Here is a 24,934-nt window from a genome sequence, read left to right as displayed (position 1 = left end):
ATTTTACGGCTTATTCGATTTTATCTCCCTCTGTACGGGATAATTTTCCAGTATCCTTCTTTTCTTTTTCAAGATCGGTTTTGTATACAATAGTCCTGTAAGGGTACGGAATTTCTATGCCTTCCTTATCAAAACGCTTTTTAATAGCTTCCCTGATTTCGCATCCTGAACTGTACGCAACACTCCTGTCTTTAAACCAGACATTCATGCGGAGATTTACGGAAGACTCCCCCAGTTCGACAACATTTACTTTAACTTCTCCTCTCTCCCTGAAGTCCGGATCAACAGGATGAAGCACAGGGGGGTCAATAAATCCCATTTTAAGCGTTTCGGATTTGATTAAGCTGGGTTTTACAACGCTATATTGAACTTCTTGAGGGGGCATTACATTGGGATGTTTTCGGGCTTCTTCGATCATGATCTTTCTAGCCTGGTCAATGTCGGCATCATAGCTTATTCCGACGTCTATTGGCCAGATTACTGCAGGGTCTTCTATAGTCCAGTTAATTATCGCTTCATTGCTGATCATGGAATTTGGGATTATAAGCCGCCTGTTATCCCAGGTTATAATGACAGTGTGCCTGAGATTAAGATCCGTAACTTTTCCGTATTCATTCATAATATTAAGCCGATCTCCTACCCTGAAAGGTTGAAAAACGGCAAGGGAAATACCTGCGATTATATTGCTCAGTGTACTCTGGGCCGCAAAACCAATAACTATACCGGCAATCCCTGCCCCGGTAAATAGGGCAACCGAAAGGTTTTGAAGACTGGGAATGCTGTAAATAACAAGGGCAATCCCCATAAAATAGATTAATGCGACCACAATATGCCTGAACACCCTGAAGGATGTTGGGTCCATATGCAGCTTGCTACTTACTTTTGTGAAATGGCGTTCCAGAAGACGATTTACGTTCCGTGCAATAATGACAGTGATCAGGCCAATAAAAAGTATGAATATAAATGTACCGAAGTTATCTGAAAACCATGTAAGTGCCTTCTTTAAGCCTAAATCAAAATAAGACATATTCTCCACAAAAGAAGAGTTGTTATCGAGGGTTTCCATGCCATGATTGATTGGTAAGAAGCTTTAAATAAATATTGATTTAGAGAAAAATGGAAACTGTAAAAAAAGTATAGTTAGGCAAAGAAAGTTATCCCAGCCTGAATTTCAGGCAGTTTAAGCAAAAAAGAATTCCAAAAATTAGTAAACCAAAAAAGAGGTTTCGTGAACAGAAATTTCTTTTTCCATATTCTTTAAGGCTTTTTTGGTTCTGTTTATTATTTAATAAATAGTGAAGTTGAATATTAAATAAATGAAAGAAAGGAGTTACTTCCTTTCTTTGGCATACGCAACAATTGCGTCTTTAACTCCGTATTTAAATGCAATCACAACTGCAAGTCCCCATGCAAGTGGCCCTAAGAACAGATAGAGTATGCTCGTATTAACCAGCATTGTATCCAAAGCAAGCAAGATTACTATCAGATACAAGAAGCCTCTCAGAAGAGGAAGAAAGATGTCTATCTCTTCTGTACTAATACCTTTGAAAGCACTGGAAATATAGTCCATGACCACATCAATGGAGAGAAGTCCGATTATCAGGATCAAGATACCCGTAAAAAGGCGTGGCAAATACTGAGTAATATCTATAAATAGCTGAGTTATCATGGTCAACTGCAGGATATTGGATGCAGCCGCGAGAAATACCAGGTATCCAAATAGCCTGATCAGGCCTGATACGGTTCCTGAAACTGTCAGTCCTCCAGATTTGACTGAGGCTCCAAAAGCTGTTTCTTCGAATTTTTCATCTACTCCTGTTGAAATAAGTACTTTTTTTACCAGGTCGCTAATAAAGTCCACTACCAATAAACCAACAAGTAGCACTATGAAAGCGGATACCATGAGTGGAATATAGAGTATGATCATACTGATGAAATTATTCACCACCTCAATGTTCAGCAGGTCCAGAATGATCATAGCAAAGACGATGTAGATGAACCACCTGATTACGGCATCAAAAAAACCTACTGTACTCATCTGCGCTCGTTTTATCATTCCACCAATGATGGTTTTATCGACAAGGTCATCGAGTCCGATCTTATCCAGAAACCTTGCCCCGAGCTTTCCAAGAAAAGTTCCTACTATTTTTCCTACGATAATCAGTATGATTATCGCCACTAAAGTAGGAATGAATGCAATAAACTGATCAATTATATTGATAAAACTATTCGTAATTTCAGTTCCAACCAAATTAACCACTCCCTATATCTTTGTCCTAAAAATGACGATTTTTCCAGTTCCCCCAATTTTTGGAAAAACGTTTATATATTTAATTTATTATTATATCCAACGAATAATACATATATTTATCTGCAATTTGCCTGCAAGCGTTTAAAATGCTCTTTTTTAAATGTAAGTCCTATAAGTTTTAACACTCTTCAAACTGTGTTTCCAAACTGTGTTATAATTTCAAAATGGATATCCAGATAAAAAACATGCGCAGACTTAAATCAATGGAGTTTAATTACTGAATAATCTATTTTTATTAGAAGGTGAGGCAGAGAAATAAGCATGGTGACTTCTGGAAGAAGAGGATCACAAATTGGGCTTGCACCCGGATCACTTGTCCATGTTGGAGAAAAGAAGGTAGAAAAGGTAGTAATCCGGGTCCTGGCCTATAACAGTGAAAAGCTTGTAGAAAGAAAATTGGAGAAGGTTGAAGAGTGTCTGGAATTTAAAGACAAGTCCGATCTCAATTTCTGGATAAATGTGGATGGGTTGGATAGGGTAGATATCATAGGAAAGCTCGGAAGCTATTTCAATATCCATCCTCTTACCCTTGAAGATGTACTCAATACACGGCAGCGGCCCAAGACTGAAGATTATGATTCATATATTTATTCGGTTTTAAAAATGATTTTCTTTGATAAGGAAAATAAAGAGATCACCGTAGACCAGGTAAGCATTATCATCGGCCCTAATTATGTCCTCTCCTTTCAGGAAAGGGAGGGGGACGTTTTTGACATGGTGCGAGAGAGGTTTAAAAATCCGGCTTCTCGCCTGCGGAAAAGCGGGGTGGATTATCTTGCCTACGGCCTTATTGATGCTGTTATCGATAACTATTTTTTAATCCTTGAGCATTTTGGTGATAAAATCGAATACCTTGAAGAAGGGCTGGTATTACATCCAAGGCCTGAGACCCTCAAGACTATTCAAAAGTATAAAAGGGATATGATTACCCTTCGTAAATCCATCTGGCCTCTTCGGGAGTTGATAAATGGTTTGCAGAGGGTTGAGTCTGATCTTATTAAAGAGACTACCAGAGTTTACCTTAGAGATGTTTATGACCATACCATCCAGGTAATAGATACCGTCGAAGATTTCCGGGATATTTTATCTTCAATGGTTGATATCTATCTCTCCAGCATAAGCTTCAGGATGAATGAAGTTATGGAAGTCCTGACGGTCATAGCAACGATTTTCATTCCCCTTACTTTCATATCAGGCGTTTACGGAATGAATTTCAAATACATGCCTGAACTCAACTGGCGCTGGGGCTATCCGACAGTAATGTTTGCAATGATCCTTCTAGCAGTCAGCATGTTTATCTATTTTAAGAAACGGAAATGGGTTTGACTTTCTTTTTTCCTGGAGGCTTTTTCTTTTTGTCTCCTATTCCATTAAGCTTTTTATCCTTTTTTATCCCTGTTTATCTTTTCTTTTGCTTCTCTTCTCCAACTCTCTTTTTTCAGCTTTTCCTTCAGCTTTCTTTTTTTCAGCTTTTCTTCTCCAACTCTCTTTTTTTCAGCTTTCCATCTTTCCTTTGTTTTCTCTCCTTTGTTTTTCTCCTTTGTTTTTCTCCTTTGTTTTCTCTCTTGACTTTTAATCTGTGTTTCTTTTGATTCAGAAAAGTTATTTAAAGGCAAAATTTTTATAATGTAATACATCCATATTAAGAAATTTAAACAGTTCTTTAAAAAGTATTAGTTTTCGGGATATTATGTACGGCCGTTATAATCCCCCTTTTTCAGTTGAACAGGAAGGAATTGCCATTTCCGTGGAAAACACCGGAAAGCAGTGGATATACAGAAGGACGCTCGGAACGGAAAATGTAGAGAAAATTATTCTTGGAGATGAAAAGTGTCTGATTATAAATCCGGTAGAGCCCTTAAACACTCCTAAAGAAATTACTCCAAACCTGCTTATAGAGTTTGAGAAAACCCTGTTGCTTGCGGGAGGAGCAAAAAGGAAGATTTTTCTGACTTTTCCTATAGAGATAGGTGTTTTTATCGCGGATAAAGGAGAAAAAAATCTTCAGCTTCTTGATGTGCTGAGCCTGGTGAGACAGAAGTTTACTCTTTATGGAGAGGTTTCAAACGGAGTTATCTGTAAGCACTGGAAAAGCCAGATATATTCAATTTCTCCTTCCCCTAACCCTCTACAGGAAGGGATTATTGAACTGACTCTTCGAAATACCTCTTCAGATTGGGCTTCGATCTCAAAAGTAGTTTTCAGTGCATACGGCATGAAACTTTACTATGCTGGTGATGTTTTTATGCGAGCACGTATGGACGTCCTCAACAGAAACACAGCTGAAACAGGTTTTGAGCTGCAGCGTCTTAGCGGGGAGCTAAAGAGCAGTCCTCTGAAAGATTTTAAATCCAGGAAAGAAGCTTTTGGAGTCTATAGTCTTCAGAAGCTTGGTTTTGTACCCCTTAAATTTTACATGGGGTGGGGATTTTGATTATGGATCTTGATTTCCTTGACAACAACCTGCCTATCTTCGATGGTACCGTAACTCTGGGGTCTGTGCTAAAGTTTATACTCATTCTTTCTTTTTCAACCTTCCTTGTCAAAATTCTTTCACTTTATCTGCGCAGGTCTCTCAAAGATAAGGTCAGTAAGGATGCGGGTGAGACTATCATCAAAATTCTTTACTATGGCATACTTACTACTGTGTTTTTTTCTAACCTACGTTTAATAGGAATTAATCCTTCAGGGTTCCTGCTGGCAGGAGGAGTAGCAGGTATTGTCCTTGGTTTTGCAAGCCAAAACATTGTGGGAAATCTGATTTCGGGGTTTTTCCTCATGGTCGAAAGGCCCATAAAAATAGGGGACCAGGTTCAAATCAGTGATGTGTCGGGTTATGTCATAGATATCCGAATAATCTCTACTCTTATACGGACCTATGACGGACTTCTTGTTCGCATCCCCAACCAGCAGGTCTTTACAACAAATATCACAAATATTGTAGAGCATCCTGTCCGAAGGTTTGAACACACAATCAGGATTCGTTATAGTGATGATGCTAATGCCGCAATCTTTCTTATCAAAGACCTTATTGACAAAGAACCCTTTGCTCTCCTTAACCCGTCTCCTTCGGTTTTTGTAAACGACCTTGGAGACAGTTCGGTAAATATTACTGTAAGGATCTGGGCGCCTGTAAATGAGTGGTTCGGGATAAAAACCAGAATTCTATGGGATATAAAACAGACTCTGGAAGAAAATGGCATAGAGATTCCTTTACCGCAGCGTGTAGTTCATATTCAGACCGATTCAAAAAAAGTTCCTGAAAAAATGGCACAGGTGCCGGAAAAAGAAATCGATAGTGTACTGAATTACGAAGAAAGAGTTTTAGCCTGAATAAACCTGTTACTGAATAAACCTGTTACTGAATAAACCTGTTACTGAATGAATCTGCTACCGAATAAACTTGTTACTGAATAAACCTGCTACTGAATAAACCTATTACACAGACAGGTTTACTCAAATATTTTTAGATTTTCGGAATAAAAACGAGTTGCAACCGAAATAAAGCCTATTATTATTAATGAAACCAATGAGATTAATGAAACCAATGAGATTAAAGAAATCAATGAGATTAATGAAACCAATGAGATTAAAGAAATCAATGAGATTAATGAACCAACGAGATTAAAGAAATCAATGAGATTAACAAAATCAATGGTCATTAAATCAACTCTGATAGAAGAATAATAACAGAGAAATATTTTGATATTACACCAGGGGATAGAGGTCTTATGAAATTGAAAAATGACGTAGAAAGTGAATATACTTCCGAAGTGCTTGATTCCAGTAAGGTTCCAACAGAATGGAACGATGCATATCTTTTCAGCAGCAGAGAAGAGGCTTCAAAAGAGCTCGATAGACTAAAAAATGGGCCAAAAGAGATAAACGAAACTTTCCGCTCGAAATTTGAAAAATTGTCAGGGCCTGTTATGCTTGAGTATCTAGAAACCGAAAAAGCTTATTCAAAATCGATTGATGTTCTGTATACTTATGCATACACTCAACTCAGTAAAAATGTGAATGAATCGTTTCTTATTTCTCTGCTTGGAAGCGTTCAGGATCTGCTTACTGAATATAAGAAAGCTACAGCCTTTGCAACCGTAAAATTGACCTCGCTCGGGAAGGATGAATGGGACAGGCTCTTTTCCGAAGAACCCGGACTTGAGGCTTACAGGGCCTATCTTGAAGCTAACTATATGAGATTTATAGAGCACAAGCCAAGGGATGAGGCCCAGGCTGCATATCTTGCAGAACTTGAAAACCAGCGCATGAAACTGGAAACTGAAGCACTTTCCGAAATCACGAATACGGTTACAAAGGCGGGAGAAATCACGCTTGAGAACGGAGAGAAATTTTCTGTCAATTCTCAGTCCTACAGTACTTTACTATCAACAGATCCGAGCCGGGAAAACAGGAAAAACTGTTATGATAAGAGGTTCTACCACCTGATTAGTGAATCCGATTCCATGGCGTCCCTCTATTCCAAAAAAGCCCAGCTTGATGACCTTGTTGCCAGAGAGTTGAATTATACGGATTTCTATGACTACAGCCTTTATAACCTCTATCTTACCCATGCTCAGGTTGATGACATGAATACTGTTTTCAAGCAGAAGAAAGAGGTTTTTGAGGCTTACAATGAGTTCAGAAAGAATAAGCTCGGGCTTAACGTGCTCAAACCATATGACCTTATTCTGCAGCTGACGAACCAGCCTGGGAAGAAATATGCTTACATAGATGCTCTACGAGAGGTTCAGAAATCCTATTCGAGAATGGACCCTAATTTCAAAGAAATCTTTTTGAAAATGGTAACTGGCAGTTTCATAGATGTGTATCCTGACCCTGATCATGGAAAACAGCCAGGGGGTTATTGTACCGATTCCTGCGCACTGAAAGCTCCGCCTCTGATCTTTATGAACTATGACGGCCTTATCAGAGACCAGAAAACTTTAACCCACGAGATGGGACATGCCATTAATTTCTACCTCATGGGCAATTCCGTAGACTATCTTTACTGTACAGGTACGATCTACGAAATGGAAATTCCTTCCACTTTTAATGAAGAGCTCTTTGTTGATTACATTGTCGAAAACTCGGATAGGGATACCGCAGTTGCAGTCCTTTCCCAGCAGATCGATGATTACCAGAACTTCTTTACCAGGCAGCCCTTGATTACGGAATTCGAATATAAAGCACACCGGCTCTGCGCAGAAAAAGAAACGGTAAGCGGAGCAGAATTTAATGCTATCTGGACCGACTTTTCTAAAGAATACAGGAGCCGCTCAGTTGATTATTACCCTGAAGATTCCGCAGAATGGACTTATATCAACCATATTTACCTGACAAGCAACTACTATACCTTCAACTACGCGGTTTCAAAGGCAATAACCCTTGCTCTCTTCAAACAGTACAGGGAAGAGCCAGATGCTTTTAACAAAAACTATGTCGCGTATCTCTCGGCAGGCTCGACAATGCCTCCAGAAGAAAAACTCAAGGAATACTTCGGGATCAAAATCGACAGGCAGCTCTTTGAAGATGCAATGGACGTTGTTGAGTTGAGGATTCAAGAATTGTATAAACTGGCAAGGGAAGAATAAGAAAGATTGTTAATGAGTTCTCCAATGTGCTGAATAAAAAGGTTAGTTACCAGGGAAAAAAAGCACATGGAGCTATATTATTTTTCTTAAGGTAAGAGAATTAGCCCATTATCTCACAAACAAGAAGGAAAAAATAGATTTTGTTAAGCCTGAATATGAAATTGAGAGAATTAATTCTTATGACGTAAAGCAAAAAATCCTGAGTATTTCTTATGTTGACTGGAAGAAGTTAGAATTTTCTAAAGGAACTTTACACTATATGAAGCAGAATGCCAAGTCAGATAACTCATTTACTTTTAACAGCCATGTTCTGGAAAGAGTGAATAAATGGGAAGCATTGGTTTCAAATTAAAAGTAAAAATATGTATACATTTTACTGAAAAATGTAAAAATACGTATGTTTTTACTGTAAAAGTAAAAAAGGTAAAATTTACAGTAAAATAGTAAAACGTCATCAAGAGAGATTGTAAAAGTCTGTAAAATTGGGTACAGGGAAGAAAAATTAAATTGAATTTCACAAAAAACTTAATTCTTTTCAAATTCTTTTTTTGTAAATATTGCTCATTAAATTCCAAAAAGAAAAAGAAATCGTTTTAAGTATTAAGTTATATCGGGACTTATGGTGTCAGGCAGTTGAAAGACCAAGAGGAGATTAATGCTCAATATCTTAGCGAAAATCCAGAAAAACGTATAAAGGCGTTAGATCAATTAACTAACTTTTCACAATTGTCAGATAAGCGACAGGCATGCAGTGACTTGATTAGGCTTATCATTAATCAGAACAATGACATGAAATCGCGGGCCTCTCAAACTCTTATAACTATATTTCCTGACGTGCCAGATAAACAAAAAATATGCAATGATTTGATTAGACTTATCAATGATCAAGATCGTAATGTGAGAACGTGCGCCGCTGAAACTCTTACGACTATATTTTCTGACGTGCCAGATAAGCAACAGGCATACAATGACTTAATTAGACTCCTCACTGATCAAGACGATGAAGTGAAATCTTGGCCCGCTAAAGTTTTAATGGATGTATTTTCTGACGTGCCAGATAAGCAACAGGCATACAATGACTTAATTAGACTTATCACTGATCAAAACCGCAAAGTAAGAACATATGCCTCTTACATTCTTAAAACTATATTTTCTGACGTGCCAGATAAGCAACAGGCATACAATGACTTAATTAGACTCCTCACTGATCAAAACGACGAAGTGAAAGCATGGCCCGCTAAAGTTCTAATGGATGTATTTTCTGACGTGCCAGATAAACAACAGGCATACTATGACTTAATTAGACTTATCACTGATCAAGATCGTAATGTGAGAACGTACGCCGCTGAAACTCTTACGACTATATTTTCTGACGTGCCAGATAAGCAACAGGCATACAATGACTTAATTAGACTCCTCACTGATCAAGACGATGAAGTGAAAGTGTGGCCCGCTAAAGTTCTAATGGATGTATTTTCTGACGTGCCAGATAAGCAACAGGCATACAATGACTTAATTAGACTCCTCACTGATCAAGACGATAATGTGAAATATTGGGCTTTTCAAATCCTTAGGTATATATATTCTGATTTGCCTGATAAACAACAGCCATGGAATGAATTAATAAAATTTGCTGCTGATGAAAGCAATGATCTGAGGCCTACTGCGGTCTGGGTCCTTAGTTACATGGTTTCTCAAGTACCAGATCAACAACAAGCATGGAATGATTTAATTAAATTAACCTCCGACCGAAGCAGCTTGGTGTGTTTACGAGCGAATTATGCTCTTGGAAAAGTCTCCATATTCAAGGCCTCCCGGGCAGAAAACGAGGAAAGTTATAAAGAAAAACTGGAAAATGCAATTAGTTTTTTTGAGAAAGCATCTAAACAATCATCCAATGAATTTGAAAATCCAGCTCAGTTTTGTCTTCCTTTTTATCGCTCGTTTCATTCGATAATTTTCAGAAGACAAGAAGCAAAAGAAGAGGTAGGCAAATATCTGACAGAAGCTAAAGATGCGATTAAAGGTTCTAAGAGCAAAGAAACTCTTTTTGAAGCTGTTGAAAATCTTGCAAATGCTTTAAAAACCGTTCAGAAGCTGGAAAATCTAGACTTCGAGGCAAAAAAAGATGAGCTTAATTTTTACAGAAAATACTGTGATCGTGCTGCAGAACTCATGAAAGATGCCGAAGAAACAGCACCTTTTGCAACAATAACTTTACAAAAAGGCTTACCTATTCTAAATAAAAACCTAAAAGAGCTTCTCGAAGAGATCCAAAAGAAAGCAAAGATTGCATGTAAAGAATCTGTTGGAACTCCTGAAGCAGAGATTGCTTGTACAATCAATAAGGAAGTTCAAAAATGGGAAATAAGTAGCCCCGAAAAAATGACCCAAAACATAGAAGATCTTACTTACGCCTTGAAAAATCTAGTATCAGATTTTCCTGAAAATGAATACATTCTTAACAAAATTGACTTAATGAGAATTGAAAAAGACTTTACAGAGAAGTTTCAAATTTTGTCATATATAATTGGGCAAATACCGAAAGAACATAAAGTATCGATAGAAGTTCATGGTAATGAAAATAATTTTATAGTTAATTCTAATGGGAGTAATATTAGCACTTCTAAAGATACAGCTCAACCGCCTAGTTCCTCTACAATATTGAAATTGATCTTAGAACATCCGATTATTAGTGGTATTATTGCTACAGTAGTTGGAAGCATCATATTCACTATTATACAGAAGAAATATCTACTTTAATTTTTGTATATTTTAGATTTATTTATGCCCCTAATTTAGATACTAATCTAAAAAAATTGTCTTATTTTATTTATTAAATTTAATCAATTTCAATTTTCCGCAAATTTTGAAGAGAGGTTACGCGTAAACTTACACTAGAGTACAAAAAGTTATACTGTTTTTATCCAGATAGAAATTATAAAAAAGAATTAAATTTGAGTAGGGCAACTTTTGAAAAACTGTTGTGTGTAAATCTCACAAAACAGCGTACAAAAAATCTGATTTTTTTATTAAACTGACTCTATAGAAATAGGGTGATTTTTGGCTAGGACAACTTTTTAAAAAAAGGGAACTATGAATTTGTTAAGGCAACTTTCTAAAATAAGAGGTTGTGCATAAATCTTGCACTAGCGTACAAAAAATTCAAGTTACCTATATCCCCAAAACTTAGTGCGAGGCATGATATTCAAACCCACGAACCCATTTGATACCAGACCTTAACATAAGGAAAGATAAAAAACTGAACTATGAAATAGGTGTGGTGAAGGTGTTGGCGGAAAACTTTACTCTCAATGCTTCTTTCTAACAAGATTAGAGAATTATGACCTTTCATTAATAATATTTTTTATAAACTCAGAGAAAAAAATCAATCATTGAACTTGCCAGACTGGGAAAAAATGCTGTTGACAAATCGCACAAGTGGGGACGAGTAGTAGAGCAAAAAATCAAATTAAAAACGGTTTGTATTCGGATGTGACCTGCTTGTTATGAGCAAGTCACCACATATACGATATTAGATATTATTCTTCTTTGATTGCTGCTTTGATTTCTTTTTGAGTTTCTGGATCATTTAATTGTTCATCAGTAACAGGTCATTTATTTGTGTTCTTCTGTAAAATGAAGAACGTATAACCATATTCATCTGGGTGTTCTCTGAAGATCTTTATCTCTTTTCTGTTAAAACTAAGTATCGTTTCTGCATCGGTGTTTCCTTTATAGTTATCACTGATGTCATCAACTCTTTTTTCCAGATTGGAGTAAAAATCGTACCAGGTAGAAGCTGGCAGTTTAAAGCGGTCAATGAGATCATATCCTGCTGCCATGATAACTTTTTCAGTGTCAGGTATGCTCTTGATATCAGGATAACAGTCCTGCCAGAATTGAAGCACTTCCGAAGAAGGTTCATCCGTGAACCATGTGCTTTCTGTTAGTGCTATATAACCCTCATCTTTCAGAAACTGTTTCCAGTAGCTAAGTCCTTTTTCAAAACCAATGACAAAGATAGAGCCCTCTGACCAGATGATGTCGAATTCTCCTGCTTCAAAAGGCAGGTCATCCATGGAAGCACAAACCGTGGTAATCCTATCATCAAGTCCTTCTTTAACTGCATTTTCCATCAGTTTATCCAGAAAAGGCTGGTAAATGTCAGTTGCAGTAATGTGACAGTCGTTGCAGATCTTCGCAAGATGTATTGTCTGCATACCCACACCGCAACCAATGTCAAGGATCTTAGTGCCTGCAGGAAGGGGAGAAAGCAAATTAAAGGCTTTTTCAGTACACTTGTTATTACCCGGACCCTGTCTGGGCAATCCATCAAATATCTCAAAAATTGGTGATTCTACCATAAAACCCTCACAGAGATAATTTCTTAAATCTTTTGTGGTATCACGATAATGATTGTGTTTTCATCAATGTATTTCCTAAGAGTCTTTAAGAGACCCGAAATAAGCGGGTCAAGAGATATAAATGTAACATTAACTAAGATAGATGTGATGGAAGGTGAGGATTTTGAAAACTTTTTGAAGGCTGTTTTTGAAAACTTAGGATATTCAGTAAAGGGGACCAAAAGAACAGGCGATCAAGGTGCAGATCTTATTTTATCAAAAGATATGATAAAAATTGCTGTTCAAGTTAAACGGTATTCAAGTAAAGTTTCAAATAAAGCAGTACAGGAAGTTGTAGCATCTAAAGCTTTATACAAATGTACTGAAGGTTTGGTAGTTACGAATAACTATTTTACAAATTCTGCAATTGAATTGGCTAAAGCTAATAGTATAGGTTTAATTGACAGAGACGAGCTTACAAAAATCATTAAGGAAGCATATACTTGACTCTGTTCCAAAATCTAGTAATTTTTGCATTTCTTGATTGAAAATCTGAATTAGCAAGAAGAATTAGCAAGAAGAATTAGCAAGAAGAATTAGCAAGAAGAATTAGCAAGAAGAATTAGCAAGAAGAATTAGCAAGAAGAATCAGGTTTTCATCAAAATCAATATTCGATATCAATATTCGATATCTAAAGACTTCAATCCAAAAATTGTATTTCAAGGATTGGGACCAATTACAAAATCTAGTGATTTTTTATTTTATGTTCCTAACTGGATTTTGATACTGATTCGTAGAAGGCTCTGTTCCAAAATCTATTGATTTTGAATTTTACATTTATCACTGGATTTTGGTACTGAGTCATAGAAGTAATATTTCTAAAAGCATTGCTAAAAGCAAACTCTCTATTCTAAATTTCTTCTTCCTTCTCATTTAAATTACTCTTATGTACTTTACCAAGAAGCAAGTTTAGAAAGCTTAAATATTCCCAAAGCTAACATAACCATGCTTTTTAAATCCTGTTTTACTGAATTGGGGTGATTTTGGAAAATATATACAAACTCTATAAACTTATTTTTGTTAAGCGTTTACATAAACTTTCTATGTAAACTCTCAAACTATTCAATTTTCACACTAATTTAGAGTCTGTGATGATTTTCTGATCTTTGATAGTTTGATTATTGAATAAGAGGTATATATATGAGCCAATTACCTTAATTAATAGCGCAAAAGTGATATGAATGAACAACATAAACATGACAATTAGGCAAGCAATCGAATTTGGCACGAAAGCACATGCTGAGCAATATGATGATGCAGGAAATGACTATTTTATGGCCCACTGCTGGCAGGTTTATGAAATTGTCAAAATACTTTACCCTAATGACTTTGAACTGCAGGCAGCTGCTCTACTTCATGACACGTTAGAATACACCGACACAACATATGAAAGGTTAGCTGCCACATTTGGAAAAGATGTCGCAGACCTCATTCTTGAAGTCACACATGAAAGAAAAGAAGATGACACAGGGTGGTATTTCCCTCATCTGCGTTCTATACGTGGGGTCGTCTTAAAATTTGCTGATCGTGCTTCTAATTTGTCCCGAATGGAAGGTGTATGGGATGCTGAAAAGATTGAAACGTACATCAAAAAATCGAAATTCTGGCAGTCCGAAGATATATAAAAACACATAGCTAAATTTAGTTATGTACATTTTCTCTTTTTCCGGGCTTCTTTTTGAAGCATTTGAGTTTTCAGCTATGTAGAAATCTTCTAAATAACACATATCATCAGTTTAAACCCAATTGCTGGAATTCTCTTAAGAATGTGCTGACAGATATATTTGGCAAGAGTGGTGTAATGATCTTATCGGGATTGCCACAGGTTGCTCAGGCAGCAGCAAAAACGAAAAATAGTAAGTTAAAAGAGTTTTTTAACAGGAGTGCCAGACCCGTAAAAGCGATGAGGCTTAAAATTCGGGTTTGCTAAAACAGGTTTCCTGTATTAAGTGGCAACATATCAATTTTTATAATCATTACGAGCTTAAAAAGCAGTCAGAATTCATCAATAATCAATGATGACGCCTAACAATTAGTTCCTAAACTGTCTTAATATTCAAGTCATTTTTACAATTGGATAATTGGTAATGTTAACTTGAAATCCATATCGTAATTTTTCTCATATCGTAATTTTTCTCATATCGTAATTTTTCTCATATCGCAATTTTTCTCATGTCGCAATTTTTCCGAAATTCAGGTACACTTTGACCTAAAAAATAGTACTTTCCCCTATGAGATAAGCACTTAATCTATAAAATCAAGTACAGTAAAAATTATAACTTAAATTTACACCTTAGATATTTAACAGACTAATCCTATTGTTTTTCGATTAAGTTTATGAGTTTTGTCCATAGATTCCGTATAATTCTTCGACACATTCTAAGCCTGTTCAACCATGATTTGAATATGCAAGATTGCATGTTTTTTAATAGAGAAGCCGCTTTCCGTCTTTCTATTCCGCCTCAAAAGGTTGGATTTTTAGTTAGAAAGTTGAGCTATATATAGAAGGTCAATATAAGACTAGTATAACATTATAAGCAAAAGCTTATAAAAATAATTAAATTTGATAACTACTAGCTTTTGTTTTATTAAGTGCGCAGTCCAAATAGACAATGCACATTTGATAGGGGGAGCACTATGTCAGTTAAAATCGAATGGCAAATTTTTAAAGCCGAGACCCGGAGCGATGGCACGTGGAGTTCGAACAGCCCTGCTCTTGCGGAGTTGCTCAACGCCATAGCAAGCCCGGACAAAATAAAGGAACCTTCTCTGGATATTGAAGATGCTATGGCCCATCTGGCCATCAAAGGGTTGCCGTATTTCAAAATAACCGAAATCACTTCCGGGAATACCAGGGAGAATAACAGCATTAAAAAGCCTTCAGTGGCCATATGTTAGCATGAACTCGCAAGTAAAAACCAGTAAAATAGACAATTTGTGTTCGGTTAAAACGCTATCTGAAGAAAATGTGTTATTTTCATTGCATTTGTAAATCTGTAGTATGGAAAAAATAGAACATTATAATCTTTATATTAAATTATATTACATTTTATTATTTTTCATTTATTTAATTGCATAAGACCTCTTTTACACATATTCTGGTTTTTCGTAACTCTATATCTACTCTGTTTTAAGTGAGACACAAAAACGGTTAGGGAAAACTGCTGTAACATGGACAGGACATTTACAGGAAAGCTTTCAATAGCGTCTGGGGAGAATACTGGGAAGAATATAAAGAACCTTCCGAATGACGGAGAGGGACTACAAGAGAAGAAACTGCCCACAAGGTTGTCTGGAGCGTGGTGGAGAAAGTATATGAAGAAGATTCTAAAAAAACTGAATAAAAAATAAATTTTTGATTTTTGAGACTCTGTCTGTTTAGCTTTTGAATCCTTTTTTATGAATATTCTATACTTATCAGCAAGACAATCAGCTTGAAGATAACTGTGGAGCTCTTACTATGAAAAGGATAACAATCGGCCTCCTATCCTCAAGATAACCATCCTGATGATAATCGTAGCCCTACCTAATTGTTAAAGGCCTGAAAATTGGGACCTACATATTTGGGATATCAGGAAAATAAGAATAAAGTCACATTTTAAATATTTGGATAGAGTATTTACTATAGGTGGGGAGGTGTAAAAATGCATATACTATCTTTAATAATAAATACTAAATGCAAATACCGTAATTCATGTCCACATTTCCAGAAAGAAGGCAAATACTGTGAAGGATTGGACTATTGTAAGTGCGGGATATTTTTGAAAAGAAAAAGAGGAATCTGAACTTTTTCAGCTTTTACTCTTGAAATACTTGATATCAGTCGTTATTCTGAATCTCTTTTGCTTCCTGTAACTTCTTCCTAACAGCTCTTTTTTGTTTCTAACTAGCTTTTCTACAAAAATTCAGAGAACGAAGAGTGGATCTTCGCTATTTCGAGTGGGCAACTTACATTTAGCTCCTGAATATTAAAGTATGAATATTGAAGTATTATAAGTAAGATATGATAATAGTTGTATAAGTAAGATATGATAATAGTTGTTGTTGAAAATCATATTCAAGCTTGATGTTTTCATATTTGATCTAAATTCTTTTTAACTAAATAATTATTTTCAACCCGTACAAAACAGCGAAGAGCCATAAAAGTACTTATTACTACTTGACTTAACGATTTTTATCTCATGAGTTCATCCCAAAACCAGTTTTATTCTCAAGAATGGTAAAGTTTCAGAGTTATTTCCCACAATCTGAAGCTCGATTAACTATTCAGAATATGAATTCAGAGAAGCAATTTTGAGTTTTGGGATTAAAATCCTATATACGAGCCTATTCCAAAACTCATAACTGCTTCTCATAATCTCAAATCAGGAATAATCAATGAGTTTCTGATCATGGAAAATAGTTCTGAAACTTTTCTTAATTTAAGAAAAAAACTTGGTTTTGGGATGAGCTCATACCTTATTCTGAATCGATCGAAACTGTCAGGTCCAGTTTTGTACCTTGTTGTCCTCTGAGCTTTGCACAAATCCATTGCCAGAAATGCACATTAGAGTAGAGACATTCTGAATAGTGGAATGGCGTGTTGTTCCGCAATCCATGATATAACTTCTTGTTGTACCATGTCACAATAGGATTACCTCAAATAGAAAAGGTAGCTTAGTGATGAAATTCATAGTATAGTTTCTTATCGCACTTGCGGAAAGTGAGGCAAAAACAAAAAATAACGAATTTCCACGTATATTGGTTAATGTAATAAGATATACAGGAAGCAAGGTATACGGAAAGCAGAAAAATAAATAACTCAGCATTAAACACAATTTATTTTGTTTTTTTACTTAAAGTACAAGAAAATATTTCCTAATCAATAAATGGAAGAAATATTTTTATACAAGTAAAGTTAATTTGTGGTAACTCAAGTTAACTTGTGCTATATATCAACATCCTACATACGAATTGATTCCAAAACTTACTGTTGTTTCTTTAAATTTCATATTCCAAGTCTCTTTAAATCTCATATTCCAAATACTCAATCGAGTTTCAGGTAGTGAAAAAATGGTTATGTGACTTTACTGATTTTGAAAACATAATTGTTTTGGGATAAGCCCTATCATATGAAAATTTTTCTCCAAATGACTGTTTTTGGATATTAATAGAGAAAAAGCATAGACAGGGACAAAAAAGACACAGCAAAATCTCAGATGTAAAAAGAAATGATCAAAAATGATTGCTAGAATCTTTGCTTATGATGGACTGAGACAGTGCTCTACTATTGCCAATATTCAGTATGCCTTCTTGACAGTGATCCGGTATAGTTCAGAAAAGTTCTGTACAGTTTCAGAGGTTATTTAAGAATACTACAGGAGATGGGTAATATAAGAGCATTGCATACGACAATATCTGTTACGTCATATCGATGGGTGTTAATAATTATCCTTATCGCAATAGCAGTCATTAGCGCCATCGTCTGTACTTTTATTGGGCCTTCTAATATTTGTGGAATACAAGTAATGGAAACCTCAAAGATGTCCCTTATCCTTACTCAAATCAGGCTACCACGTGTTATCACATCATTTATTGTTGGTGGAGGGTTAGCAGCAGCAGGAGCAGCAATGCAGGGATTATTTCGTAATCCGTTAGCCGACCCTTATGTTATCGGTACATCATCAGGTGGAGCGCTGGGTGCAGCAATTTCTCTCGTAATATTTCACAGTTTTCTACTTCCTTTTGCAGCATTTTGTGGAGCATGCAGCTCTACCATAATTGTTTATATTATATGCCGGCAGAATGGAAAGGTAGCGGTAGAGACTCTTCTTTTATCAGGGATCGCAGTCTCATTATTCTGCTCGGCTATGCTTTCGTTCCTTATGTATAAGTCTGGGAACGATTTACACCAAATCATGTTCTGGCTTATGGGGGGTCTGTGGAATACTACATGGGATAAGGTACGTATTGGACTTTTAATAATTCCAGCTATTGGCATACTCCTTTTTACTGTTCGCGAGCTCGATATTCTCTCATTGGGCGATGACGAAGCATCATCACTTGGTGTAAACACAGAACGAATCAAGATTGTATTGCTTGCAATTACGTCATTTATTACCGGGATTGCCGTCTCACTTTCAGGTTCGATCGGATTTATTGGACTTATCGTTCCTCATATGGTCAGATCTATTTCCGGATCTTCGTTTCGTTTCTTGCTCCCTATATCCTCCCTTGCAGGTGGGATCATCCTGATGTGGGCAGATACTCTAACTCGGACATTCATGAATGACATGCCAGTTGGTATCATTACGGCATTCTTTGGAGCACCATTTTTTATCTACCTTATAAGGAGGAGAATGTGGACATAACAGAATCAGTGATCAGCGTTACGGATGTTGATGTTAAGATAGGCACTGCGGAGATCCTGCATAAGATAAGTGCTAGTGCTGGTCAGGGCATGTTTGTCGGTATTATTGGCCCTAATGGTTCAGGAAAGAGTACACTCATCCATTGCATGAGTCGCACCTTGAATCCGACAACAGGCAATATCCTTATTGTAGGAGAGGAAATTGAAAAATATTCGCGTAAGGAACTGGCCAAGATGCTTTGCGTGGTACCTCAGGAGTCCATGCGGACATTTGATTTTTCCGTAGACGATATTGTTATGATGGGGCGCTACCCGTACCAGAAACTTCTCCGTCCTCCTGAGCCTCATGACAGAGAAGCATGCCAGAAAGCAATGGCGTTGACTGGCATTTCACATCTTTCTGGGAGGAGTATCTCAACGCTTAGCGGTGGTGAATGGCAACGTGTCTTGATTGCTCGGGCACTGGCACAGGAAACACCTTTACTCCTGCTGGATGAACCTATCAGTCAGCTTGACATAAATCACCAGATTGAGATCCTATCTGTTCTACAAAGCCTGACACGCCAGGGTTCAACAGTAATCTGTGTGATCCATGATCTGAATCTTGCTTCTCAATACTGTGATGAGATTATTATGCTGGACCAGGGAACTGTATATGCAGTTGGAACCCCACACAAGGTAATGACTCAAGAAAATATCCGTGTTGTCTTTGGTCTTGATGTACTGATAAAAACCCATCCAACAACTGGCAAATTGTACCTGCTTCCTATCTATCATAGAAGACCCATCAAAAACGGTGGTCGAAAGGTACATCTTATTTGTGGCGGCGGATCTGGCACTGAGATTATGTTTGCTCTTCATGCAGCCGAATGTGATGTCAGAACAGGTATTCTCTCTATGAATGACGCTGATTATTCTACTTCAATTCAATTAGGTATTCCCTGTATTGCTGAACCTCCTTTTTCTCCAATCACTGATGTTTCACGCTCATTACTTGAAGAAAGTATAGGCACAGCAGATCTTGTTGTATTCACATCAATGCCATTTGAGCAGGAAAATGTGGACAATCTACGTATCGTGTCTGAATGTTGTAATAAACCTATTCTGCTTGTAACAGATTGTTTTTCCAAAAATATTGAAAATTGCATGGCAGGCGAAGCGGCAGCAATCGTTAATCGTATGATATCAGATGGCCGAGCAGCCATGGTCACCAGTATAGAGGCCCTGGACCAGTGTTTGGGGAAAGAATACTCATCATAATAAATAAATGCACAGGGTGGGGCTATTTGACATTCTAATCTGTATTTTTCATAAAAGTACTAGAAAAAATCTGGTAGAAAAAATCTGGTAGAATAAATCTGGTAGAATAAATCTGGTAGAATAAATCTGGTAGAATAAATCTGGTAGAATAAATCTGGTATGATGTTGTGGTCGCTGGTGATTATAGGATTTTGGTGTCAATATCCTCAATTCACAGGGATTACTTCGTTAGTTCCATCCACTAGACTACTACTGATAGAGGAAAATTCAATGATATCTCTAAAAAATGAAACAATAGAATGCTATGAACATTCAATCGAGCATTACGAACATTCAATCGAATGTTATGAACGTTCTTTTGTAGTCCGACTTCCGGGTAAAAGAAATGTGTTCAGTACTTCATGGCTAAATGGCGGCTACCGAGAAGATCTAACTGCGGTATTTAACCATCAGGTTTCACTAGACGTATGTGAAGCGTGCCAAACTACCGAGGATGTGAAGACATATCTTGAAAGCGTTGCAGAATCTCTCGATCTCGATCCAAACACAGTTTGCGGTCTGATGACATGTGCATATATGCAGAATACAGCCATAGCCCCTATATCTTACCGGGACCTTTATGTCTGCGCGATAGTAACTGCAGGGATTGACGAAAATGGTGGAAGAGCCGGCGACCCTGCATCATATTATGAGAATAACGAAAATTATGAACCTATTGGTGGCACGATCAATACTATCTTAATCATCAATGCTGACCTTCCGGAGTATGCTATGGGAAAAGTGCTCATGACTGCAACAGAAGCAAAAGCAGTGGCTCTGCAACAGCTCATGGCAAGAAGCATCTACTCACATGGTATTGCAACCGGGTCCGGTACAGACATGATTGCCATTATTACAGATCCCAATTCAAAACTACATATTTCTGATGCAGGGAAACATTCCACGCTGGGTGAGCTGATCGGAAAGTCTGTCATTAGCGCAACAACTGAAGCACTGCGTCTCCAAACAGGACTCTCACCAGAATCACAGATGGATGTGCTTGTTCGGCTGTCCCGTTTTTCAGTAACTGAGGAAGACCTTTGGCAAATTGCTAAAGAGCTTATGAAAAAATCTGCAATTAATACAGTGTCACAAGAAATCTTTTTAAAGAATTTACGCAACTGTGTAAAAAATCCTTTTCTGGTTGCAGTAACATCGGCAATCCTTCATATTATTGATGAAGTGGAATGGGGATTGCTGCCTCAGAATGAAGCTGAAAAAGTTGCAAGTTTTATAATCATGGAAGGATTTGGTCCCGATAAAGCATCCTTAGAATTTGGTCCTGATAAAGCATCCTTAATAGAGAACGGCTTTGGATCAGTTGAAGCTTCAATTCTCCAGCATCTTACTAAGGCGATATCTGAGTTTGTTCTACGTGGTATAAATTGTTAGCCTATTTATACTCACCTGGCATTATCTAATTGTAACTAGTAAATATAATTAACCTTTAACTCTGTATCCTGTTTTTGCGATGAAGATCAATGATACAGAGTCACCATATTTTACTTCTGATTTGACAGAGTTAACCATATTTTTACTTCTGATTTGACAGAGTTACCATATTTTTACTTCTGATTTGACAGAGTTAACCATATTTTTACTTCTGATTTGACAGATTCTGCTAATTAACACAGTATTCTCTTACAAAAAACACATAGTATTGATACACTATTCCATAACAAAATTAAATATGTCAAAAAACAATGAACATAAGAGCTAAATTTGAATTGTATAAAAAACAGAATCTTGAAACCTATTTTATACATTATTGAATATATAATTTTGTCTAATTAAGGTTTTACAGAAATTTCAGTACATTGCCTTTGTTTTTAATTAACTGATAATTTTATGCTATTAAGTTCTTAACTCTGAAATCATCAACCACGTAATGAAGGAATATCTTTCCTTATTCCTTACTGTTTTTTTGTTTCTTACTCCACAAATATTAACTCAATTTAACTTGTTTTGTTATTTAATCATTTTTATAAATGTGACTGCAGATAACGAAATATTCATATATAATACGTGCTTCTCATAAATTAATCAACAAAACTTGCTTTATTTCCCCTCAAAAAAACGGTATTTTTCTTATCAATTTACACTTTTCTTAGAGGGGCATTAAACAGTAAATAATTGCACATAACACTGGAAGTTGTGCATAAAATTCGTTAACCGAATACAGGTATACAGCAAAGCAAAAAGGTCTTACTAAATTTGTGGAGTAGATTGGATGTTAAAAATGAAAAATATACTAAATTTTACTGGCAGTTTGTTTTGTACTGTTAGTGACCGTTTTAGCATCAAGCATACAGGAACTAGCAAAACCAACAAAATCACTGATGGATACAGCCACGGCAGATACACATGCTAAAAGAAAGGCAATCCACCGTTTTTTTCTGTAAAATTCCAGGCCAAGAAATTATTAGGCAAAAAATTCCAGGTTGGAATATCAATTTTTTCTTATAATATATAAAAACTTGACTTTGGATTTACAGAAAATTCGAACACTGTCTCTTAGTTTAATATGAGAAAAACACGACAGAGATGATATAAAATGTTTAAGAGTAAATTCTGGTATATATTTTTAGTACTGCTTACAACTTCTCAACTATTGTTTGGGTGTGTCGGGCATGCTGCTGCTTCTGATGGTAATGTTACGGTTACCGATGATTATGGGGTTCAGGTGTCAGCACCTTCACAGCCCCAGAGGATTGTTTCGCTATCCCCATCCAACACCGAGATTCTGGGAGCCCTGGGTCTGATAGATCAAGTAGTTGGCGTAACCGATTATAGCAATTATCCTACTGAAGCAGCTACGAAAACCAATGTTGGAGGTTATACTGAAATTAATTCGGAGAAAGTAGTTGCTCTTAATCCAGACATTGTAATTGCTGATTCTGGAAATGGTAATGAAACAATAGATTATTTGCGTGGACTTGGCCTGAATGTAGTGGTTTTGAACCCAACAGATATTGAAGGAATCCTTAAAGATATTGTTCTGGTTGGGAAAGCAACAGGTACAGAGGATAAAGCTAACTCACTTGTTGATTCAATGAGTGATAGAATAAATTCAATTAAGGAAAAGGTGGCAACCTCAAGTACTAAACCAACGGTTGCTCATGTAGTCAGTTATGATCCTATTTATGTTGCCGGAAAAAACACCTACCAGGATCAGGTAATAAGTGTTGCAGGTGGCAAAAATGCATTTTCCAATATTGATGGATGGGGAACCATCAATATAGAGAATCTCATCAACAAAGATCCAGATTATGTTATGATCAACTCCGGAACAGGCATGTTAGATGAGAACGGTTCAAATCCGGTGTACGATTATTTCAAACAAAATACACAGGTGCAGAGCCTCACAGCCGTGAAGAATGACCATTTCATTCTTGTTGAAGCTGATATAATTAGCAGGGGAGGACCTCGGATTGTAGATGCAATCGAAATGGTTGCAGAGCTGATTCATCCAGAGTGTTTCTCTCTTCCGGTTAGCAATTTCAGTACAGACGTTACCAGCGGTGATACTCCTCTTACCGTACAGTTTACAGACCTTTCACAAAACGCAACCGGATGGGATTGGGACTTCGGAGACGGAGATACTTCAACCGATGAGAGTCCAGAACATACTTATTCCACAGCAGGAACTTATACAGCAAATCTAACAGTAAGTAATGAAAACGGAACATCCTTCCAAACTGCGGTCATAGATGTTGAAGAAAGCAGTTCCAGTGGCGGCAGCAGTGGTGGCAACAGTCACAAAAGTAGTGGAAGCAGTACCGGAAGTCTCAGCGTTAGTAGCACTAGTAGCAGTAGCGAAAGTGTCGATAACGTCAGTACTTCTTCGGAAAATCAAAGCGATGTAACGAGTGATGTAACAGAGACCGTGACTGAAACGCCGTCCGAACCTGACGTACAGGACTCTGAACAAAACAGTGAAACAAACGTTGAACAGACACCCGAGCAGACATCTGAACAAACACCAGGCCAAAACAGCTCTGGGGATGAGAACACAAATACGCCTGGTTTTGAAATAGCTTCCGGTATTATTTGTCTGATTTGCGTATTCCTGTATAAAAGGAGGTAAAAAACAGTAAAGTATATGAAAGGAGGTAAAAAAGAGTAAAGTCTATGAAAGGAGGTAAAAAAGGTAAAGTATACAGCATGTTGATTTTCAAATCAGGCAAGTCAAAGGGTTTCCATAGGCAGTTTTGTGAAGTTTTTGTAAAAGGTTGAGTACTGCAATCATATGAAATTGTAAAAACAACTAGCAAAAACTTCACAAAATCAGAATTTATAAAATCTAAATTTTAAAATACTGATTTTCGAGGTGACTGTTATCGCCGACAAGAGATATTTTGTTTTACAAGACGAAAATGGCAATGAGCACGGAGTTTTCACAGGAAAACAGCCTCGTCAAGCTGCACTAAAAGCTGCGAACCGGGGGGACGGAACCAAATCCAAACCACAGATTATCAGGCTTAGGGAATGTGGAACAAAGAAGATACACGTTTACAAAGCTTGGAAACAAACTATTAAAGCTCCCAAAAATAGGCCTAGCTGGATGTCAGAAAAAATAAATAAGCCTTTTGTCACGAAAGAGAAAACAGAAACAATCGAGTAATTATAAATGAAACAAAGAGAAAAATAGAGAGATCTCAGGATAACGAAAATGGAGGAAAAGAACATGTATCAATGCTTTATAACAGGTCATTATCTAAACAAGGCTGTAGACGTTTATTGCGGTGGGACTGATGTTTTTACGGGAACCATAGAGGCCTGTGTTGATAATGTCCTTACTCTCAATAACAAAGGAAAGTATACCCATGTGGCCGTAGATAAAATAGTAGCCCTATGGCCTATTGGGGATGGTGAATCTATAACGGCTTCGAGTGTGAGTGCCCACCATCACGTTCATGAATAATAGAATAGCCTGTGGCTTCAGTAAGCATCTCAAAGTTGCGCTGGCGCCTC

General features: G+C 36.9%; 18 protein-coding genes and 1 pseudogene. 15 read left to right on the top strand and 4 right to left on the bottom strand.

The genetic code is table 11. The annotated features are described in order from the left end of the window. Positions 1–10: 10 nt before the first annotated feature. Positions 11–1,066, bottom strand: a complete 1,056-nt coding sequence (locus MSBRM_RS10635) for a mechanosensitive ion channel family protein (protein ID WP_048155666.1) — start codon at positions 1,064–1,066, stop codon at positions 11–13. A 264-nt stretch (positions 1,067–1,330) separates the two neighbouring features. Then, positions 1,331–2,251 carry a mechanosensitive ion channel family protein gene (locus MSBRM_RS10630; RefSeq protein ID WP_048117043.1) on the bottom strand — a complete coding sequence of 307 codons (921 nt, stop codon included), beginning with the start codon at positions 2,249–2,251 and terminating at the stop codon, positions 1,331–1,333. Positions 2,252–2,572: 321 nt separating this feature from the next. Here MSBRM_RS10630 and corA point away from each other — a divergent pair, with 321 nt between their 5' ends. Further along, positions 2,573–3,637, top strand: coding sequence for a magnesium/cobalt transporter CorA (corA, locus tag MSBRM_RS10625; RefSeq protein ID WP_048117044.1), 1,065 nt, complete (start codon positions 2,573–2,575; stop codon positions 3,635–3,637). A 53-nt stretch (positions 3,638–3,690) separates the two neighbouring features. On the opposite strand, the gene MSBRM_RS10620 is transcribed toward corA, so the two are convergent. After that, entirely contained in the window at positions 3,691–3,948 is a 258-nt protein-coding gene (locus tag MSBRM_RS10620) for a hypothetical protein (protein WP_048176006.1), read from the bottom strand. 53 nt (positions 3,949–4,001) lie between these two features. Here MSBRM_RS10620 and MSBRM_RS10615 point away from each other — a divergent pair, with 53 nt between their 5' ends. The 4 genes from MSBRM_RS10615 to MSBRM_RS10600 all read left to right on the top strand — a co-directional run bounded on the left by MSBRM_RS10615 (position 4,002) and on the right by MSBRM_RS10600 (position 10,668). Continuing rightward, positions 4,002–4,745, top strand: a complete 744-nt coding sequence (locus tag MSBRM_RS10615; protein ID WP_048155657.1) for a DUF432 domain-containing protein — start codon at positions 4,002–4,004, stop codon at positions 4,743–4,745. A gap of 2 nt (positions 4,746–4,747) precedes the next feature. Beyond that, a complete protein-coding gene (locus MSBRM_RS10610; protein WP_048155654.1) occupies positions 4,748–5,644 on the top strand; it encodes a mechanosensitive ion channel family protein in 897 nt (298 codons plus the stop codon). A gap of 398 nt (positions 5,645–6,042) precedes the next feature. After that, entirely contained in the window at positions 6,043–7,905 is a 1,863-nt protein-coding gene (locus MSBRM_RS10605; RefSeq protein ID WP_048155651.1) for a M3 family oligoendopeptidase, read from the top strand. Positions 7,906–8,538: 633 nt separating this feature from the next. Next, positions 8,539–10,668, top strand: a complete 2,130-nt coding sequence (locus MSBRM_RS10600) for a HEAT repeat domain-containing protein (protein ID WP_052712841.1) — start codon at positions 8,539–8,541, stop codon at positions 10,666–10,668. A gap of 851 nt (positions 10,669–11,519) precedes the next feature. Here the strand turns inward: MSBRM_RS10600 and MSBRM_RS10595 are convergent. Next, positions 11,520–12,272 carry a class I SAM-dependent methyltransferase gene (locus tag MSBRM_RS10595; RefSeq protein WP_048155649.1) on the bottom strand — a complete coding sequence of 251 codons (753 nt, stop codon included), beginning with the start codon at positions 12,270–12,272 and terminating at the stop codon, positions 11,520–11,522. Positions 12,273–12,320: 48 nt separating this feature from the next. On the opposite strand from MSBRM_RS10595, the gene MSBRM_RS10590 reads away from it, so the two are divergent. The 10 genes and pseudogenes from MSBRM_RS10590 to MSBRM_RS10545 all read left to right on the top strand — a co-directional run. Next, the gene (locus MSBRM_RS10590) at positions 12,321–12,758 is read left to right on the top strand and encodes a restriction endonuclease (protein ID WP_230668844.1); all 438 of its coding nucleotides are present in this window, start codon (positions 12,321–12,323) and stop codon (positions 12,756–12,758) included. A gap of 735 nt (positions 12,759–13,493) precedes the next feature. Continuing rightward, the gene (locus tag MSBRM_RS18880) at positions 13,494–13,937 is read left to right on the top strand and encodes an HD domain-containing protein (RefSeq protein ID WP_052712839.1); all 444 of its coding nucleotides are present in this window, start codon (positions 13,494–13,496) and stop codon (positions 13,935–13,937) included. Between the two features lie 1,012 nt (positions 13,938–14,949). After that, complete coding sequence (locus tag MSBRM_RS10580) at positions 14,950–15,210, top strand: hypothetical protein (RefSeq protein ID WP_048117059.1); 261 nt, start codon at positions 14,950–14,952, stop codon at positions 15,208–15,210. Between the two features lie 273 nt (positions 15,211–15,483). After that, positions 15,484–15,663, top strand: coding sequence for a hypothetical protein (locus tag MSBRM_RS10575; protein WP_048117061.1), 180 nt, complete (start codon positions 15,484–15,486; stop codon positions 15,661–15,663). 2,012 nt (positions 15,664–17,675) lie between these two features. Further along, positions 17,676–18,662 (top strand): FecCD family ABC transporter permease, encoded by a 987-nt coding sequence (locus MSBRM_RS10570; protein WP_048117064.1) that lies wholly within the window; start codon positions 17,676–17,678, stop codon positions 18,660–18,662. Further along, positions 18,653–19,921: a heme ABC transporter ATP-binding protein gene (locus tag MSBRM_RS10565; RefSeq protein ID WP_052712837.1), complete on the top strand. Its 1,269-nt coding sequence runs from the start codon at positions 18,653–18,655 to the stop codon at positions 19,919–19,921. Before MSBRM_RS10570 ends, MSBRM_RS10565 begins: the two co-directional genes overlap by 10 nt. 270 nt (positions 19,922–20,191) lie before the next feature. Beyond that, on the top strand, positions 20,192–21,352 hold the full coding sequence (locus MSBRM_RS10560) for an adenosylcobinamide amidohydrolase (protein WP_052712835.1): 1,161 nt from the start codon (positions 20,192–20,194) through the stop codon (positions 21,350–21,352). Between the two features lie 1,162 nt (positions 21,353–22,514). Further along, entirely contained in the window at positions 22,515–24,047 is a 1,533-nt protein-coding gene (locus tag MSBRM_RS18875; RefSeq protein ID WP_052725706.1) for a helical backbone metal receptor, read from the top strand. A 252-nt stretch (positions 24,048–24,299) separates the two neighbouring features. Beyond that, positions 24,300–24,584, top strand: coding sequence for a non-histone chromosomal MC1 family protein (locus MSBRM_RS10550; RefSeq protein WP_048122771.1), 285 nt, complete (start codon positions 24,300–24,302; stop codon positions 24,582–24,584). 63 nt (positions 24,585–24,647) lie between these two features. Continuing rightward, positions 24,648–24,818 (top strand): annotated as a pseudogene (locus MSBRM_RS10545) (MM0924 family protein); the annotation flags it as partial. Positions 24,819–24,934 lie beyond the last annotated feature (116 nt).

Origin of the sequence: Methanosarcina barkeri MS (assembly GCF_000970025.1) — an archaeon.
Taxonomy (GTDB): domain Archaea; phylum Halobacteriota; class Methanosarcinia; order Methanosarcinales; family Methanosarcinaceae; genus Methanosarcina; species Methanosarcina barkeri.
The sequence above is the reverse complement of the archived record's forward strand: the minus strand, read 5'-3'. Positions and strand labels throughout refer to the sequence as shown.